General features: G+C 55.3%; 12 protein-coding genes and 23 tRNA genes. 4 read left to right on the plus strand and 31 right to left on the minus strand.

What is annotated here, in order from left to right:
* Window positions 1-37: 37 nt before the first annotated feature.
* From CEE69_RS08165 to CEE69_RS08175, 3 genes are all read right to left on the minus strand, one after another.
* Window positions 38-3,454 carry a beta/alpha barrel domain-containing protein gene (locus CEE69_RS08165; RefSeq protein WP_099260229.1) on the minus strand — a complete coding sequence of 1,139 codons (3,417 nt, stop codon included), beginning with the start codon at window positions 3,452-3,454 and terminating at the stop codon, window positions 38-40.
* Window positions 3,455-3,525: 71 nt separating this feature from the next.
* The gene (locus CEE69_RS08170; RefSeq protein WP_099260230.1) at window positions 3,526-4,416 is read right to left on the minus strand and encodes a M28 family peptidase; all 891 of its coding nucleotides are present in this window, start codon (window positions 4,414-4,416) and stop codon (window positions 3,526-3,528) included.
* Between the two features lie 18 nt (window positions 4,417-4,434).
* The gene (locus CEE69_RS08175; protein WP_233215045.1) at window positions 4,435-5,223 is read right to left on the minus strand and encodes an ADP-ribosylglycohydrolase family protein; all 789 of its coding nucleotides are present in this window, start codon (window positions 5,221-5,223) and stop codon (window positions 4,435-4,437) included.
* 558 nt (window positions 5,224-5,781) lie between these two features.
* Between CEE69_RS08175 and CEE69_RS08185 the strand changes: the two genes are divergently transcribed.
* Window positions 5,782-6,561 (plus strand): 3-keto-disaccharide hydrolase, encoded by a 780-nt coding sequence (locus CEE69_RS08185; RefSeq protein WP_233215046.1) that lies wholly within the window; start codon window positions 5,782-5,784, stop codon window positions 6,559-6,561.
* 184 nt (window positions 6,562-6,745) lie between these two features.
* Here CEE69_RS08185 and CEE69_RS08190 read toward each other — a convergent pair whose 3' ends face one another.
* The 20 genes from CEE69_RS08190 to CEE69_RS32445 all read right to left on the minus strand — a co-directional run bounded on the left by CEE69_RS08190 (window position 6,746) and on the right by CEE69_RS32445 (window position 13,085).
* Window positions 6,746-7,810, minus strand: a complete 1,065-nt coding sequence (locus CEE69_RS08190; RefSeq protein WP_099260232.1) for an ARPP-1 family domain-containing protein — start codon at window positions 7,808-7,810, stop codon at window positions 6,746-6,748.
* A 77-nt stretch (window positions 7,811-7,887) separates the two neighbouring features.
* Complete coding sequence (locus CEE69_RS08195) at window positions 7,888-9,498, minus strand: vWA domain-containing protein (protein ID WP_099260233.1); 1,611 nt, start codon at window positions 9,496-9,498, stop codon at window positions 7,888-7,890.
* 512 nt (window positions 9,499-10,010) lie between these two features.
* Window positions 10,011-10,081: transfer RNA gene (locus CEE69_RS08205), tRNA-Cys, on the minus strand.
* Between the two features lie 70 nt (window positions 10,082-10,151).
* The gene (locus CEE69_RS08210) at window positions 10,152-10,319 is read right to left on the minus strand and encodes an SEC-C metal-binding domain-containing protein (protein ID WP_037200435.1); all 168 of its coding nucleotides are present in this window, start codon (window positions 10,317-10,319) and stop codon (window positions 10,152-10,154) included.
* A 188-nt stretch (window positions 10,320-10,507) separates the two neighbouring features.
* Window positions 10,508-10,579 (minus strand) — tRNA-Arg (locus tag CEE69_RS32420).
* On the minus strand, window positions 10,565-10,948 hold the full coding sequence (locus tag CEE69_RS08215) for a hypothetical protein (protein ID WP_099260234.1): 384 nt from the start codon (window positions 10,946-10,948) through the stop codon (window positions 10,565-10,567). Before CEE69_RS08215 ends, CEE69_RS32420 begins: the two co-directional genes overlap by 15 nt.
* A 42-nt stretch (window positions 10,949-10,990) precedes the next feature.
* Window positions 10,991-11,064, minus strand: a tRNA-Thr gene (locus tag CEE69_RS32425).
* A gap of 17 nt (window positions 11,065-11,081) precedes the next feature.
* Window positions 11,082-11,153 (minus strand) — tRNA-Arg (locus CEE69_RS08220).
* 118 nt (window positions 11,154-11,271) lie between these two features.
* Window positions 11,272-11,343, minus strand: a tRNA-Ala gene (locus tag CEE69_RS32430).
* A gap of 105 nt (window positions 11,344-11,448) precedes the next feature.
* Window positions 11,449-11,521, minus strand: a tRNA-Val gene (locus tag CEE69_RS08225).
* Window positions 11,522-11,691: 170 nt separating this feature from the next.
* Window positions 11,692-11,789, minus strand: a tRNA-Leu gene (locus CEE69_RS32435).
* Between the two features lie 15 nt (window positions 11,790-11,804).
* Window positions 11,805-11,878: transfer RNA gene (locus CEE69_RS08230), tRNA-Leu, on the minus strand.
* 12 nt (window positions 11,879-11,890) lie between these two features.
* Window positions 11,891-11,962, minus strand: a tRNA-Leu gene (locus CEE69_RS08235).
* Between the two features lie 13 nt (window positions 11,963-11,975).
* Window positions 11,976-12,046 (minus strand) — tRNA-Ala (locus tag CEE69_RS08240).
* 81 nt (window positions 12,047-12,127) lie between these two features.
* Window positions 12,128-12,397, minus strand: a complete 270-nt coding sequence (locus CEE69_RS08245) for a hypothetical protein (RefSeq protein WP_233215047.1) — start codon at window positions 12,395-12,397, stop codon at window positions 12,128-12,130.
* 50 nt (window positions 12,398-12,447) lie between these two features.
* Window positions 12,448-12,519 (minus strand) — tRNA-Val (locus CEE69_RS08250).
* A gap of 20 nt (window positions 12,520-12,539) precedes the next feature.
* Window positions 12,540-12,610 (minus strand) — tRNA-Trp (locus CEE69_RS08255).
* 116 nt (window positions 12,611-12,726) lie between these two features.
* A tRNA-Ser gene (locus tag CEE69_RS32440) sits at window positions 12,727-12,809 on the minus strand.
* Window positions 12,810-12,830: 21 nt separating this feature from the next.
* Window positions 12,831-12,905 (minus strand) — tRNA-Glu (locus CEE69_RS08260).
* A 107-nt stretch (window positions 12,906-13,012) separates the two neighbouring features.
* Window positions 13,013-13,085 (minus strand) — tRNA-Asp (locus CEE69_RS32445).
* Between the two features lie 39 nt (window positions 13,086-13,124).
* Here CEE69_RS32445 and CEE69_RS32450 point away from each other — a divergent pair.
* Window positions 13,125-13,346 carry a hypothetical protein gene (locus tag CEE69_RS32450; protein ID WP_158230984.1) on the plus strand — a complete coding sequence of 74 codons (222 nt, stop codon included), beginning with the start codon at window positions 13,125-13,127 and terminating at the stop codon, window positions 13,344-13,346.
* On the opposite strand, the gene CEE69_RS08270 is transcribed toward CEE69_RS32450, so the two are convergent.
* The 8 genes from CEE69_RS08270 to CEE69_RS08295 form a co-directional block, all read right to left on the minus strand.
* Window positions 13,318-13,389: transfer RNA gene (locus CEE69_RS08270), tRNA-Gly, on the minus strand. The genes CEE69_RS32450 and CEE69_RS08270 overlap by 29 nt on opposite strands.
* Window positions 13,390-13,427: 38 nt before the next feature.
* Window positions 13,428-13,502 (minus strand) — tRNA-Asn (locus CEE69_RS32455).
* Window positions 13,503-13,548: 46 nt separating this feature from the next.
* Window positions 13,549-13,619 (minus strand) — tRNA-Gly (locus CEE69_RS08275).
* A 121-nt stretch (window positions 13,620-13,740) separates the two neighbouring features.
* Window positions 13,741-13,813, minus strand: a tRNA-Lys gene (locus tag CEE69_RS08280).
* Between the two features lie 25 nt (window positions 13,814-13,838).
* Window positions 13,839-13,911, minus strand: a tRNA-Ile gene (locus CEE69_RS08285).
* 11 nt (window positions 13,912-13,922) lie between these two features.
* Window positions 13,923-13,995 (minus strand) — tRNA-Lys (locus CEE69_RS08290).
* 166 nt (window positions 13,996-14,161) lie between these two features.
* A tRNA-Pro gene (locus CEE69_RS32460) sits at window positions 14,162-14,262 on the minus strand.
* Between the two features lie 58 nt (window positions 14,263-14,320).
* Window positions 14,321-14,392: transfer RNA gene (locus tag CEE69_RS08295), tRNA-Phe, on the minus strand.
* Between the two features lie 415 nt (window positions 14,393-14,807).
* Here CEE69_RS08295 and CEE69_RS33820 point away from each other — a divergent pair.
* Window positions 14,808-14,918, plus strand: coding sequence for a CoA-binding protein (locus CEE69_RS33820; protein WP_449314201.1), 111 nt, complete (start codon window positions 14,808-14,810; stop codon window positions 14,916-14,918).
* 245 nt (window positions 14,919-15,163) lie between these two features.
* Window positions 15,164-15,745 carry a hypothetical protein gene (locus CEE69_RS08310; protein WP_143549185.1) on the plus strand — a complete coding sequence of 194 codons (582 nt, stop codon included), beginning with the start codon at window positions 15,164-15,166 and terminating at the stop codon, window positions 15,743-15,745.
* The last annotated feature ends 419 nt before the right edge of the window (window positions 15,746-16,164 follow it).

Here is a 16,164-nt window from a genome sequence, read left to right on the forward strand (position 1 = left end):
ATGAAGGATGGGATCCATTTCCAATCACACCAGTCTTCTACTTCGCACTCAGCTTGGCCGCCAAATGCTCGCGTCCCAGCAGTCGGTGTACGTGGGCCAGGGCACTACGACGAGTTCGGTTGGGGTCGCTGGTGTCATCTTTGATGGATGAGGGGCGTGATGCCCGTATCGCTCGCAGGGCAAGCGTCGGATGGAAATTGCTCAGGACACGGAAGACGCGTGAATACTCTGCGATTCCGTGGAAAACATCGCACTCGTTGCATTGATGCCGATTGACCAAGCCGACAATCTCCGACCATCGCAACTGTGAAAGCAGTCGATGGCTGATGGCGATGGAATCGACGTTGACTCCGATTGTGAACTTGTGCCTGACGCTCAATTCGTTTTCAAATTCATCCAGCAACGACTGTAGGAATTGGGGCTTTTCGCGAACACGTGTATTGATTGCCAACTCAGTTACGCGGCGTTTCAAGAAGTCTCTGCCTACCTCCTCCAACAACACAGGCAGCAGACTTGCGTCACCCCCGTCTTTCGTCAGCCTTGCGAGCAACCCGTCATCACCGAGCCAATTTGAATTCGTTTGCCAGGGTCCGTCATCGTACCAATCCTTCGCGACCAACTTGGAAACCTTGCCGCCAGTCGCGATTGAAGTCTGCATCTGCGAAGCAAGTTGCTCTGCAAATTGATCCACCGCTTCTGCGAAGCCATCTCGAGGATTGTGCGAGTAGCGATAGTAGGTGAGGACTTCGCCAGAATCATTCAACGCAAACAAGCAGCGGCCGATAACTTTCCCCGTATCCGTTTTTGCGTAAACGACGCGTTTGTTCAAATCGACCGCATTGGCAACGGTACTGAAAAAGTTGAACGAATCGGGCGACAAGCAGGTGTCGAAATGAAAACCCATCAGAAGGAAGTCGATGACATCGCGAGTGAAGGCCAATTGATAGGGTAAACCATCGGCGGTGGTTGCGGACTGTCTGACTTGATCGCTCAACCAAGGCTCCATCCGCACTCCCGTGGCTTCCATACGCTGGCGAAACACTAGGTTTCGGGGCTCTTCGTCAAAATTTCGAGTGGTTCGTTCCGAAGTCTCAAACAAGAGCCGAATGCCCAAGTCTTGCATGGGATTATCCAAGCCATTGATTTCGCGGAGCACGCGATCAAACGGCGGGCTGAGCCATTCATCCGGAAACGTCTTTAGGCTGAAACGTCGTTGCATCGCTGCGGCGGCGTGCAATCGAGACGTCGCTGCGTACTGTTGAAGAAGTTCAAGCTCCGTTCGCTTCCTCAACTTCTCGATCAGCTTTTCACGCCGCGCCAGCGACACGGACGGCACCTGCGTTCTCCTTCGCCGAAGGTTCGTCAGACGACCACGCATGCGGCCTTCGTCATTGGGCTGCGGAGTGTCGAACGGCTCCGCGGGGTGATCCCGCTGCGCATTGTCATTCCGCTTTGCCGCACTCTCGGTAAGTTTCGATTCAAGGGCGTCGATCTGTTGGTTCAGTTTTTCCGGGGATGGAAACGCTTTGCCCAACACGCTTTCCGCGATTCGGGGTGCGTCAGCGGCTGCTTGGCCGAGTGACTCGAGAGCCGAATGGAATTCGCTCGGATACCGATTCACCCAACCCGCAGCCTGATCAAACCGCTCGCACTTCGGGATTGGCTGTTTCAGGTTGCGGAGAATTGACGTCGTTGCAGCAATCCTCGATAGAACCTTCCCATCGTTGTCAGCCAAACGCCGTGCAATTATCCGTTTCAGATCTTTATCGTCGGCAAGCGGCTTCAACTGTGTCGCTAACTCCGTCAGATCGGGATGGTTGTCCAACGAGAGCAAGACATCGGAGATGACGTCAACCGAGTCGCCAAAGTGATACGCGAGTCGCAAATCAATCGCGGTGTAGGTCGTGTCGGGTTTCCGCGTCAAGTGCTCGATGAGTGAGCATGACATGTCGTCGTTGTCGGTCGCTTGTGCGAACTCCACAAGCGACGAAATCAATTCGGATCCGATATCGAATTGAAAATCGAAGGCAACCTTCTCTAACAGTCGCACCGTGCGAACTTCCAACTTGGGCTGGTCCGCCAATTCGTCTGCCGTGTCCACGACGAATTCGTTGTACGCACGTTTCTCGTCGACATGGTGGTACCAATGTTTCAGCATTGACTGTGGGATTCCACGTCGCCGAATCAATGCCGAAACCAATATGATGACTCGAATGAAGTTTCTCCGATGATCGGCCTTGTAGTTCCAGCTGTGGCACCATTTGGCAATCAGACGTATCGACAGTGCGACATGGTCAGGCGGGAATCCTGTCAAGAAATCAATCCAAAGTCTCGATTCCGTCGGACTGAAAGTCTTTTGCAACTGCAGGCAATTTCCCAGCGCAGTGATGGTCGCGATTCGGACGCGGTCGATCTCCGAAGTTGCTGCGACCTTGCGTTTTAAGTCACGGGAACTGAAATCCGGCTGCGGACCTTGGTCATGCCGAGGTTGCAACCGCCGCAATCGTTTCGACAATTCTTCTTCACCGGCGACGATTTTCGCCTGAGTCTCAGCGACGACGTCAACCAGCTCAGACGCCAGGAGTTGATTGAGCAGCGCAAAACGGTCGCGTTGTTGTTTTGGACGATCGGCACAAACTTCGAGGAAAGTGGTCGTGACTAGATGGGCGAGTGATTCTTCGGACGAATCCTCCGGGAAAACGACCTCGACTTGTTTCGCTGCCTTCAGGGTGGTTTCGCACAACTGACGCAGCCGAGCGTGCGGTCGCTTCCACCGGCAGGTGCAAATCAAGGGATCAGTCAAACACCGAACGAGAACATTCAACAATTCCGACGGGAAATTTTCTCGTGCGGTCAGGATGCGAATCGGAAGTTGGAGCGGTTGTTCGCGGTTGACACTGCTGAGCAACGTGAGTTCGGCAGCATGCAGCTCAATCCACACCAATGACTCGAGATCGCAATTTCGCTGGTCGGATAGCGTTTGGAACGTGACCGCATCCAGCAGATTCGCGAGCTGTGGATGCGTGGATTTCATCCGGCCGGCTAAGTTCGTCCAACGTGCCGGCAATACTCCGCTTTGAAGAACATCGTCACTGCCGAAAGTCTGGCCGTGGTGAACGAACCCTTTCAGCAAGCCCAACAGAAAGTCGATGCGTCTTAGCCAATCATCGGCATCATCCACAATTTTCGGAAGCGCACGAGGAAACCGATGACGCAGCTTGGTGACCGTCATTTGAGCCCGCCGTAGGTGTTCCCCGTCAATCGACCAGCTCGTGGAATCGTTTTCAGACGTCATCGAATCGGATTGCCAGGGACAAGGATTTTCGGGTTCGCCTTCGATCTTTGTCATCCTCATCGGGTAGCCGGGCAACCAAGCCAAATCGCGTTTGAGGAGCAAACGCGCACGGGCGATCCCCGATTGAATCTTGGTGCGTTTGTTCTCAAGCGGTTGCATGGCGACTGTGAACTATTTGAAGTCCGAGTTGAGTTGGAGGTAGTTTGACCACTTGCACGACGATCGCGTGTTCAATGCAGCAACCTTCGCATCGCCGAGGCCACGCCGAGGGTAACTTCGGTCATGCGGGGGTAGTCGAGCGTTTCGGGGGTGTCGGTGGATTGGTGGTAGTTAGGATTGCGCAGGAAGCTGGTGTCGGTCAGCATCAAGGCCGGGTAGCCCTGGTCCCAGAACGAACTGTTGTCACTGAGCCGGATCTCGTTGATCTTTTCGGGCAGGCAGATCGAGAACAGGGGCATCCGGCGGGTGCCGCGTTTGAAGCCTCGCCGGAATTGCCAGTTGAGTTTCCAGGACGGCATGTTGCCGACGGCGGCCAGGAAATTGCCGCGTTGCGGAAAGAAGCGATGCAGGAACTGGGGGATCGTGGGTGGGACGATCTGCGAGCCTTTGTGCAACGCGTAGTAGCCCACCATTTCCAGGCACAACATGCCGACGATCTTGTCGCCGCGTTGGCGTGACCCGCGAGCATGGTGTTGGCTGCCCATCGCATCGACGTTGAAGTACGGCGGCTCCTCGCAAGCGAACGCGACGTAGCGTGCGGTCCGCCGGCCGGTGTGCTCGCGCAGCAACCGGCTGACTTCCAGCAAGACGGCCACGGCCGAGGCGTTGTCGTCGGCTCCGGGTGTGGTTGCGACCGTGTCATAGTGGGCACCGAGCAAAATGATTTCGTCAGCCCGTTTGCTTCCAGGTTGCTCGACGATCAGGTTGGTGGCTTCGTCGCCGAGTGCGTCGTAAGATTCGCGATCATTGGAATAGCCCATCTCGGACCACTGGCCTTCGATGTATCCGATTGTCGCTTCGATCGTCTTCGGCTTCTTGAGCGTGCGCGGACCGATCAAACCTGCAAGTCGATCGACATGCAGGCGAAGGTTTGCTTCGATGAAATCGCGGTCGGGATTCATGGGCCCAAATTCTTCGGTTCAGTAAGGCGGTGCGAGTCGGCGGAAACCGTGGAAGAGAACGATGAACAGGAAGAGCACATTGCGGAACAACACGGCGACCGGATTGATGGACGGTGCGATCGTAGCAGACGAATCCAATCGCTCGCCAAGCGATCGCATCCATTTCATGCTGCGTGGGTACTCCCAAATGCCGTCGACCCATTCGGACGGAATCCCCGCTTCTCCCACGCCAGCACCGACGATCCCGCCCACGATTGCGGCGGTGGTGTCGGCGTCGCCTCCGCACTCGATGATGGCAGTGACGGCTTGTCGGAAGTCTTCCGGGCGGGACAACCAAGCGTGAATGACGACCGGGACGGTGTGGTACGTGTAGCCGGTGACGCCTTTGGGTAGCCCAAGCGAATCTGCAAACGACTTGGTTGATTCGCCAGCCGAAACGCGATCGACGGATCGATGCAAGAGATTGGTCAACTCCGAACCGTCGTCACCCACTGCGTTGACAACATCGGACAGCCACAGGTTCGCATCGACCTGTTTGTGAACGCGAGAGTGTCGAGCGGCAAACGCCACCGCGATCGCACCGAACTCCGCTTTGCGATCACTGTGTGTGACACGCGAGGAAGCACGCACGAACTCGAGCATCTGCGGCACGTCGTCGATCGCTGCGTCAAAGATCGCTGCACGCATCGCCGGTCCATTGCCCGCAGAGAACACGCCGGCGCTGGCCGGCTTCGCACCCAACCAGAGTTTGATGCCCGCCCGAGTGGTCGCTTTCACGACGCCCGCGGCAAAGCCAGAATCCACCATCGCAGTCGACTCGCGAAGAGACGTGCGAATCGATCCACATCGCCGTTGGCTTCGATCAGCAATTGAGCCATTAAGCAGGTGTGTTCGGTGTCGTCCGAGATCATGCCACGCCGAGTGCGTCGCCAACAGCGGTTCCCAGAATGCATCCGGAGGTGGCGTTGCGGATCATTGGACTTGCTCCAAGACGGATCTTTGAGTGGCGTTCAATTCAATCCCTGGCCTAACCGCTCGGACCATGATTCAATCTCGTGATCGTTTGCTTGTCGGAGTTTGGACGATGACGATACGACCAGTGAACTTTGCGTCCGCCAGTTCATCCTTCATCATAACTAGCACCGCCTCTGACGACCCGCTATCTGGGCCAAGCAACACGATTTGTCGAGAACACTTGGGTGTGAAACACCGGACGACGCGAGTCAAGCGGATTCATTGGATGAACGTCATTGCTGATCGGCGCGTCTGAAGCCACTGGGGGAAGGACGAAACGATGCCGTTTGGAAAATGGGCTATAGTGATCGATTGTCGCTAGCCCGTTATTCCTCGGTCAAGAGCCTGCTGATGCGTCTTCTTTGTTCGACTTCATGGTGTGTTTTCTGGATCGGGTTTCTTGCGCCGGCGGTTTCCAAGAGTGACGATGCGATTGGTGTCGGTGCCCGGCCGATCGCGGGGGCAGAGCTGATCCTTGATGGATCGCGAGAAATGTTGGACGAGAAATGGACTTACTGGGAAGGCCCTCGGTTCAGTTCTTCGCTGCCGATCAAATGGAAGGTGGTCGAAGATCCGGTGGACGATGGATCGACGATCATGACTGACGATCCAGCCGCCGCAGGGGGCAAGTACGGAACCGCCGATATCGTGACCCAACAGAAATTTCGTGACTTTCGATTGCACGTCGAGTTTTTGATTCCGAACGCGGGTGGCAATAGCGGCGTTTACCTGCAGAACCGCTACGAGATTCAGATTCTTGATGGCGACAAGACCAAGCATGGACTTGGTGCTGTGATCAACGAAACGCCCTCGCCCTATCATGCCTACAACGGGCTCGGCAAATGGAATGCTTACGACATCCAATTTCGGGCGGCTCGATTTGAACAGGGCAAGCTTTCCGAGAAGCCAATGGTGACGATGTACTTCAATGGTGAAAAGGTTCATCTCAATCAGCAGATCAACAAAGTTTGGGGCGGAGCCAATTCAGGAATCGACGGTGGCAACGACAACGGATTTGGAATCACGGACACTCCCGGTGGCATCAAATTGCAGTGCGAGGGTCACGAAGTGCTCTACCGAAACATCTGGATCAAGCCGATCGAACTGAGCGACCCTAACACGGATTTTTAGATCGATGACGAACGGCCGCAGGGCCGGCTCACGTTCAGCGTTGATTCCAGCCAAGATCCACGTGAGACCACAAAGCCCTGGGTAGCCGGCTGATTCATCATGCAACATCAACCAGAACCCGAAAACGCCTGCACCGGATTGCTCCGACGCAGGCGTTTGGCTTGGCTTCGATCTCTCGAACGCATCAGATCGCGAACGGTTCGGCTCGCGTCCATTCTTGACTCTTGACGAAGGCACTGGTGGCTGGGAGTGATGCGTAGACGATCTTTTCCCCGTCGCGGATCACTTGGCCGGTGAAGTGCTCCGAGGTTGCGGTGTCGATCGACACGTCGGCCCCAACCCGTCGGTCAGACACAGTTTCTTCGTATTGCAAGTCAAGTGGTTCGCCGAGTAGCTCGCGGACCGTTGATCGGGCTCGTTCGTCTTCTTGCGAAGCGATCTCGGCGATCAACGATTCCAGCTCGTCTAGCGATGCGATCTCGACCGGCAATTGGACTCGCGGTGATCGATCTGGTGCTCGATCTCCGTTTGCCTTGGCCGCTTCGATCGCCAACGATCCGTAGCACTCGCGAATCAGGCTTGGCCAAATGCTCAGCCAGTATTCGTGCGATGGTGCCCGCTCGATGCCGACAACGCGGTCATCGACCAAGACGATCGCTCCGACTTGCCGTGGAACACACTCGAACTCGGCGACGAACTCATCGAGTTCCTTCTTGAATGCCTTCAAGAAGTATTCGAGGTGACCTTGACCGTTCACTCCGAATCGCTGGTTGAACACCGAGATGTCGTCCCACAGCTTCTGGTAGTTCTTTTCGCCTCGCTTCTGCAACGCGTGCTCACGCAGCGCATGCGGCAGAATCAACATGCGGTACGAACCCTTCTTGATGAATCCACCTTGCGATGCCTGGATGCACGCCGCGGTGTCGTAGCGGCGATCGCCCGCAGCAGCGACCACGCCGGCGTGCGCCATCGCGTGGTCCTGTGCGTGCTGCTTAACGACATAGCCGGCATGGCACGGAACGATCATCACCGACTCGCTCGAGTTGCGAAAACCGAGCGTTCCGTAGCTGGTCGTGTAGACGTCCGCATCACACTGGACCGGCGATACGAATCGATCGTCGTTCAAGTCGCTGACCAAAGGGATGACCTGCATGTAGCCAACACTTTGCAGTCGGCTAGCCTCACATCCGCGCAGGACCTCGCGTACCTCGATGCGCGTGCTTGTGTTCTTCTTTCGCTTACGGAACATTTCTCAAAGATCTCCTAGCTATTCACCGAGATGCCCGGCGCCCGGTAGTGGATCGGACGCCGGGGCATTCGATGGAATTAGGCCGCCGGCAAGTAGCCAGCGACCTTGGTCATTCCAAACAGAGCCGCAACGCCTCGGTCGACGTCGGACTCGATCAACGCCTTCAGCAATCCAAGTCCGATTGCTTCCGGCTTGCTGACCGGCATCGCAACCACAGAATCGCTCAGCGTGCGAACGCCTTGTGATTCGGCCGCGAAGACCGGCGTAAATTGGTGAATCGGTGTTTGAATACCGATTCGTCGTACGGCCGCGACCGTTTCACCGAAGCGTCCGGCCGGCGCGTTTTCGTATCCATCCGACAGAACGAATACGACATCCGGATCGGACTTCAGCAACTGAACCAGTCCTGCCGCCAGCGACGTGTCGCCCGAAGGTTCAACCAGTTCGTAGCTGTCGATCGCTCGACCATCCGAAGTAATCGCGACGGCATCACCCGCAGTCGCCGACAAGAGGTCGCGTAGTGCGAGTGCCGTGGCGATCGGACGACGAGCCTGCGTGTCGTGACCGATCATCGACTGCGATGCGTCGATCAGCACACCCACTCGCTCGAACTGTACCGGCAGCCGTGCGGCAGCCGCTTCAGCCTTGTCGCGAAGGGCTTGGCGAATTGCATCGGTCATGCCCATCTCGAAAGCGTAAACGTACAGCCGAACTGCGTCGTACTTCGCCGGATCGAATTCGACCTCAACACCCGACCGTTCCGCCTTTCGCTGAACGGCGATCTTTTGACCGGTCGTCAGTTGAGACTTCGTCAGTGCGAGCACTTCGGCGTTGGTACGATCCTTGTGATATCGGCTTCGCAGACCTTCCATCGTTTCCGGTGGCAGGACTGATCCACGATCGAAGTCGGACTTCGCGTCACGGTACGCCGCCAAACGATTCAGTGTCACGCCGTCTTCATCACCGAGGATGAAACGAACGCATTGTTCGACTCGAGCGACAGACTGTGGCTTAGGCTTCCAGCCTGAGGTTTGCGACTCGACAGGCAGGATGCCTATCCCACTTGAAAAACGTGTCACGTTCTGGCGAACGATCTGCGATTCCTTTTCGGTACGCTCATCCTTCGACTTCGCCAACACGCTTCGCAGGATGCTCGTCGTTCGGCGTCCCCACGCGTGCGTCAACGCGACCCGTAGCTTCTCGCGGTACTTGACCGCCCAGAACTCCAGACCGTCAGCACCGAGGATTTCACTCAGGATCAATCGACGCGTTCGCGCGTTGTTGACGCGGTCACGACGTAGCATTCCGAACAACTTCAGCATTCGCTGCGTTGGCAGACCACGGACCAGGTGCGTCATTGCCGCTGCTTCGAACTCGGCCGGCAGGATTCCGCCGTCGCGAGTCGTTTGCAGCAATCGACGCACACCGATCTGTCGACTGTAGTCCGTCACGCCCGGCAGCATCAGAGCTGCGGTGTAAACGTCACGGTCGATATCGAACAGGTCACGGTGGGCTGCTTCGACGGCTGCCGCTTGTTCTTCACGTGAGTTATAGAACGTGCCGCGACCGGTAGCCGTTGCGACCGAGTCAAGGAAGGAACCGAATGCAAGCGGCAGCAATTCACGCTGCGAATCGGACAACGCATCAGTCGGCCGCAATGGCAGGCTTGCAGTCTTGATCAGATCCATTCGTGTAACTCCTTCGTGTTCAGTTCAAAAACAAGACGAATTGAGAACACAACATCGGGGCAAGGTGCGGGACGCTTACAACTGTGTGTCTGCCAATTCCACCACTCCCGCGTGTGTGCAACGACCGAGGAGGTCGTTGAAAGCGCAGGAGGAGGGATTCGAACCCTCAAACGCTTTCGCGTACAGCCATTTTGATGGCTCTGTATCGACGCGCTAGTTCCCGATGCAATGTGTTCAGGGTTCCCTTGCGATTTGGTTGTGATGCAAAAGTGCCGGGGTAAGGTTCTGGTCAATGCCTTTGGTAAAGGTTTCTCAAACCCTCGCGTTGGTAACACGCACTGAATTGACGAGAGAGTCCCCGGCATCACGGTTCCGAAGAACCATGTAAGAAATTCGAGGTAGGTTGCCAGTCATGTTTCAAGCACGGGACTCGAACCCGTTACACTCAGATTAAGGATCTGATGCTCTAACCAAATGAGCTAGCTGTAATGACGTGCTAGTCCTCGAATCAGAAACGCTGGTGGGAGTCGAACCCACTTCGACCGGGTTGCAGCCGGTTGCCTTGCCATCTGGCTCCAGCGTTTTGTTGTCCGCCGATGTGGCGGACGCGTTTCAGTCTTTGTCCCTAAAAGTAGTCGTCCCGATTGGAACCATCAAAAGTGGCCCGACTTGAGACAACATCGTTTGAATCGCAGACCGCTTCCGCATGGACAGGGATCGTTGCGTCCAAGCTTTTCTTCGAGCTGCTTGTCGCCATGAACGACTCGCACTCCGCATTTGACGTGCGTTTCCGACGGGAAACCGCGTCGTCGTTTACTCATGGGCTCGAAAGCAGTGGTCTTCGTTGTGCTCGTGTTCGTATCGCATTGGTCTGCTCCAGTTTGAGTGTTCAACGTTCGCCTGAAAACAAGTGCTCTCGCCAGGAATCGAACCTGGTCTACGACCTTCGCAAAGTCGCGTGCGTTCCGGCACACTCCGAGAATATGGGATGGCTCATCAAGAAGCCGAGTACCTCGCCAGGGAGTCGAACCCCGTCTAACGGTTTCGAAGACCGTCGTGCTGTCCATCACACTCGCAAGGCCTGTTTCTTTCGTTGCGGTTTGGCCGCGACTTGATGTTCGTCTCGATAGACAATCATTCCGGGTTGTCGGGTTCGCACCTTACTCACGAAAACACCCTCATCTTCCAACAGGTAGGCCAGTTCCCAGAGGCGACTGATGACCGGCTGTGAGTCTGAGCGAAACCAAAACAAGCATCTCAAATCTGCTTTGTCCAATTTGGGAACGGTCAGGTTGCGGTTAAACCAAGTGAGTACTTCGTGAAGCCTCTCGCGAGTCGCGTTGGGCAACGTTGTACGGTCTTCAACACGGCCAGCGGCAACAAAGATGCCTGCAGGACGACCAGTGTCCGAGCATCGCAATTGGGTTTGAAATCGAATATAGGTTTCCATCAGTCATCAAGTTGTCTCGGTGTGTTTTCAAGAAGGTTCAAGAGCCGACGACTGGGTTCGCACCAGCATGAGCCGCTTTACAAGAGCGGTGCCTTTCTGCGTCGAGCCACGTCGGCATGGGTTGTCGCATCAGTAGCCCGACCAGGAATCGAACCCGGAATTTCTGGTTAGAAGCCAGAGAGGATGTCCGTTTCACCATCGAGCCGTTTTTCAAACGAGCGGAAGGCGAGGGAGTCGAACCCTCATCACCCGAAGGTGGCACGCGTTAGCAGTGCGGCCCGGCAAACCGTATCCGGCTGCCTTCCGTAAATCAAAGCTGAGAGTGGACCGGAAGGGAATCGAACCCTTCCACCGACTTTGCAAAAGTCAGTCGCCTCCTTGGAACATGCCAGCCCATTTGTTTCAAACGTCACTCAGAGGTCCGTCCGGGAATTGATCCCGGTCTTCGTCCATACCACAGACGCGTGCTGCCGTAACACTTACAGACCTTGTCGTTTCAGTGATCACGGATGGAATCGAACCATCGGTCTCCTGCTTGTCACGCAGGCGTCTTAGCCGCTGGACCACGCGATCGTTGAGGAAGCGATTAGCTGTTAGCTTTTCCTCCTGAGCCAACAGCTAATTGCTAGTCGTTAAAAGGTATTTCAGTAGCGGGTTCGGGGGTCGCACCCGACGGTCCAGGCTTATGAGGCCCGGATGAGCCTGGCTCACCCGCATCGTTGTTTCACCTGCAAGAGTGAAAGTAGCCATGGCGAGAGTTGAACTCGCACGCCGCCCCGTTTTCAGAATGCGGTGCACGACATTCTGAGTGTCGCGTGTCTACCGATTCCACCACTTGGCTTTGTATGAATCGAAGTACTGCGGGAGGGAGTCGAACCCTCAAACACGAACGTTTGAAATTCGCCGCTTTGCCGGTTTGCGTACCACAGCATGTTGAGTCAGTACTGAGGGCGGGAGTCGAACCCGCAAGCACTTGTTCCTAAGACAAGCGGCTCGCCGTTGGCCTACCTCAGCGTTTGTGAATGAGTGGAGCACCGGGGAATCGAACCCCGATTTTCTGCTTGCAAAACAGACGTCTTCCCGTTGGACGAGCGCCCCATGAATGAAGCAAGAAGAGTGATGAGTGGATAGCGAAAATGGTTCATCTCGGGAGTTTCACTCTTCAAGCTTCCTTCCGTGCTACGCATGCAGTCGCGGAGCACTGTCGCCCGTCGACTTGCGATGGTTTTTGATCGCCTTGTGCGAGTCAGGAAGTTGGTCGCCTTCGACAACTACCTCACCGACGCATTCGACCACCCAGCCGTCGACCCAACCAACGCTGTCGTCTCGTAGTCTCAGCACTCGGCCGACCTTGGCAAATTCTCGCGGAATGAACGAAGTCATCTGCTCTGATCCGCCGGCGATGCTGCGTCTCATCGCACATTGCACGTACTTCGTGTTTCTGGACATTGTCGTTCTCCGTGGTCAAATGCGGGCCGGCGTCACCACGACGCCGGCAGTAGTCCCGGATGGAATCGAACCATCGTTTCCTGCGTGTAAAACAGGTGTCGTAGCCGTTGGACCACAGGACTGTGTTTGTCGATCCGGAGAGCACGTCCCCAAGGATTTGAACCCTGACTTACTGGTTTGGAATCAGCAGTGCTACCGTTACACCAGAGACGTGTGTTTGCAAAAGTGGGAACGCAAGGAATCGCACCTCTCGCCGGCTACCACACAATTAAAGGCAGAAGGGTTACAACCTCCCGTGTGGAAACGCTCCCAAGTTTTCGTCAAACAAGCGGAAGCCGTGGGACTCGAACCCACAACGGTTTGACCCGCAGCTGTTTTCAAGACAGTGTCCTCATCCGGCCGGGTGACTTCCGAAGTTTGCGATTGCTCGCAGCGACGTGAGCGGGAATCGAACCCGCGGACTCCTGGATGAAAACCAGACGATTCTGCCAACAGAATCTACCATGCCGTTTTGTTGCTTCGATCGAAGCGAGTACCGCATAGCAGTTTCGATCTCCTTCCTGCTGCCTGAGAAGCAGCCGACCTAGCCAGTAGTCGAATGCGGCTTGAGTAAAGCGATGGCAACGGGAGTCGAACCCGCAGCGACTTGATAGACAATCAAGCTTCCTTCCCAGAGGAAATTGCCACCGAATATGTTCACAGTGTGACCGATCGGAATTGAACCGACATGGACTTCGTTCACAGCGAAGTTCCTGAAACCAATGCAGGACGGCCACAGCGCCGAGGACAGGAATCGAACCTGTGTTTGCCTGAGTCAAAGTCAGGTGCAACAACCAACAGTTGCCGCCTCGGTGAGAAAATGGTTGCCAGTGCTCCCTCGTCGTTCCGCGATCGGTTGATCGCGACCGGCATTGCTGAAAAGTGTCCTGCGGGAATCGAACCCGCCTGATCGGATTGGAGGTCCGACGCCTTTGCCGATCGGCCAACGACACAAATGGAAGTTGGAAGCGGGATGGTTGAAGCGTGAATGCTGCGGAGGCAGGAATCGAACCTGCGTCAGCGCGGTTAACAGCCGCGTTCCCGTACCAACACAGGACCCACCGCATCGTGACTTTCTCGGGCTTCGAACTTCTCGTTGCAAACCTCAAAAGAGCGCCCAGTGGGAGTCGAACCCACACTTCCGCCATGGCAAGGCAGCAGGCTACCGCTACATCATGGGCGCAAAAATGCATCACTACCAAACTGTCAAAGATCAAAATAGCTTTTAGCGGTTAGCTCTTAGCAATCAGCTTTCCAATAATGGAGCTAGGCGCTAGCAGCTAATTGCTAGTCGCTTTCTTCAGTGGGATCGGTGAGAATTGAACTCACATCGCTCGGATTAAGAGTCCGATGCATTACCTTGTCTGCCACAATCCCATGTGTCGTCGTTGTTTCGTTTCAGTCGGCGTGGCGGGAATTGAACCCGCGACCGTCGCCTTATAAGGACGCCGCTCTCACCCCTGAGCTACACGCCGATGTGTAGCGATGGGGCCGAAGGGAGTTGAACCCTCACCGAACGGATTAAAAGTCCGTCATGCTGCCAGTTACACCACAGCCCCGCTTTTTCAGTCGCGGCTATGCGTTTCAATCGCAGTGCAGGCAGCATGTTGGTTTCCTTTCGTGTCGTTGTCGTGAGTGGTAGCCCCGAGGATCGAACTCGGCACAACCTCGTTATCAGCAAGGCCTGGACAACCAGCCCTCGACTACCATCTGTCGTTGCAAAAGTCGGACACCTCGGAGTCGAACCGCCCGTGGCGGAGCCACTCACAAATGAAAACAGCCTCCTGGTCCCAAACCAGGCGTGCTTCCATCTGCACCTGTATCCGATGTTGTGTTACTTCCATCGCCGCAGCGTTTGCTGTCGGCGCATATCTTCCTTGTCAGTGGGCCGGGAGGCGCTCGAATCCTCGTCTGCGGTTCTTCAGACCGCCGCTAGACCGTCTCAGCTACCAGCCCATGTTGGGTTCGTTATTGGGGTTGCCCGCTGCAATGCGGACACGAAAAAAGGCTCGATGCCTGTGTGACACCGAGCCTTCATCAAGAAGTCGTTCGCTAATAAAAGCGAGTGTCACATCAGACGCGGATACGCCGGGGCATTATCTGTATTCAACGGTTGCCCGCCGAAGAGATTGCCTTCGTGTATCCGTTCGAGTCGACTGGATTCAATATTCGTTAACATCAGAAAGCTCGTTACTCGCTCGTCTATGAATGTGACTTGTGTGTTCGGAGAAATAGACGCTTTCGCGTCAGCAGGGTTCGCACGAAATCGTTTTTTCGCGAAAATGTTTCCCTGCGACGTCTCCGCCCTCAACTACAGAACCGCACGCTTCTGCAAAAGTACTCGACCGCATGAACGAAACCGAATCTCTTCTTGCTGCAAACCTACGCCGTCGGCGGCGCATCGGCTCGCACGCACAAGTATGGTTACAAGGTCTTCAAAGCCTTGCTCGCCGCCGACCGCAAAACCTATCCGCTCAAATGAGATTGACGTGAACAAGGCGTATCCGAAGATCGCCGATCTACCGATCATTCCCGAATCACTTTCGATCATCACGCCACCCGAGATCACTCGGCAAGTCGTGGCCGATGCCATCATCATCTGATTCAATTACTGAGAAGGTCGTTCTAACTCACGGAATACGTACGCACGCGAATTGGCAGCCGATGGTCGGGCGAGTACTTCGTGAAATCGACGGAGTGAAGGTTGTACCGATCAAGTTTGGCTACTTGGACATTATCCGTTTCTGGATTCCAATCGGGACTCGTTCTGCGGCGATCAATGACGTTCGTCATGAAATTCAGAACGCTAAGTTTGCAAATGACGGCGCGGCTATTTCAGTGGTCGCGCACAGCTTTGGAAGCTATGCAATCTCACGAATCCTCGCCGATCAGACCGACCTGAAGTTAAAGCGTCTCGTGTTGTGCGGGTGCATCATCCCGCGCTCGTTCCCCTGGGAGACAGTCACCCACCGTGTTGAAACCGATGTTATCAATGACTACGGCACACGCGATGTTCTTCCCGTCTTAGCCAAATCTTTGAGCTGGGGTTACGGAGACACTGGACGACACGGATTCGGACGTGGAGCGTCAGTCATTGATCGAGGCCACGACTACGGGCACAGCGACTTTTTCAACGAGGAGTTTGTTCGGAAGTACTGGAAGCCTTGGTTCGCAAATTCGTCTTACGTCGAGTCCGCGTGGGCCGAAAAAGCCCCTGCTTCCCCATGGTGGCTGAGCCTCTTGTCAGTGCTGCCCTTACAGAATTGCTTTTTGGTAAGCGTGCTTTTTGCGATTTGGCTACTCCTATAACCTTGTTTTACCCATAACGTCTTTCGCCCCACTCCGTTCGGGTCGCAATAATTTTCAACTCACTCAATCAGGACATTCAGCGCCTAGCTGGGCACCCCGATCCACGCACCACGTGTCTTTACGATCGACGAAATACGACGTTCATTCGTCAAAGCGGCGCTTTCCAGCTAACCTCTTTGTCGATTTAGTCGAATCTGGAGTTTTAGTTTTTCTTCAGGCGTTATCCTAGAAAGAGCGACACTCAAATAGACTTCATGTATGTGCCAATATTTATCGTTCTCATAGAGAACTAGATATTTCTCGTCTGATGCATCTAACTCCGGAGAAAACACAGTCCCAGCCCGGCAAGAATTCGGAGGCAGGCAGGCCACTACACCAAGCTGCAAATACGAGGAATCACCTGCGCTGTAGTTCAAGAA

Origin of the sequence: Rhodopirellula bahusiensis (assembly GCF_002727185.1) — a bacterium.
Lineage (GTDB): Bacteria > Planctomycetota > Planctomycetia > Pirellulales > Pirellulaceae > Rhodopirellula > Rhodopirellula bahusiensis.

Bases quoted from the DNA above. Each gene is read 5' to 3' on its own strand.
- CEE69_RS08215 (WP_099260234.1), bottom strand. From the start codon at position 10,948: ATGGAAACCTATATTCGATTTCAAACCCAATTGCGATGCTCGGACACT.
- CEE69_RS08195 (WP_099260233.1), bottom strand. From the start codon at position 9,498: ATGGATCTGATCAAGACTGCAAGCCTGCCATTGCGGCCGACTGATGCG.
- CEE69_RS08175 (WP_233215045.1), bottom strand. From the start codon at position 5,223: ATGGTGGATTCTGGCTTTGCCGCGGGCGTCGTGAAAGCGACCACTCGG.
- CEE69_RS08245 (WP_233215047.1), bottom strand. From the start codon at position 12,397: ATGTCCAGAAACACGAAGTACGTGCAATGTGCGATGAGACGCAGCATC.
- CEE69_RS08210 (WP_037200435.1), bottom strand. From the start codon at position 10,319: ATGAGTAAACGACGACGCGGTTTCCCGTCGGAAACGCACGTCAAATGC.
- CEE69_RS08190 (WP_099260232.1), bottom strand. From the start codon at position 7,810: ATGTTCCGTAAGCGAAAGAAGAACACAAGCACGCGCATCGAGGTACGC.
- CEE69_RS08170 (WP_099260230.1), bottom strand. From the start codon at position 4,416: ATGAATCCCGACCGCGATTTCATCGAAGCAAACCTTCGCCTGCATGTC.
- CEE69_RS32450 (WP_158230984.1), top strand. From the start codon at position 13,125: ATGGACTTCGTTCACAGCGAAGTTCCTGAAACCAATGCAGGACGGCCA.
- CEE69_RS08185 (WP_233215046.1), top strand. From the start codon at position 5,782: ATGCGTCTTCTTTGTTCGACTTCATGGTGTGTTTTCTGGATCGGGTTT.
- CEE69_RS08165 (WP_099260229.1), bottom strand. From the start codon at position 3,454: ATGCAACCGCTTGAGAACAAACGCACCAAGATTCAATCGGGGATCGCC.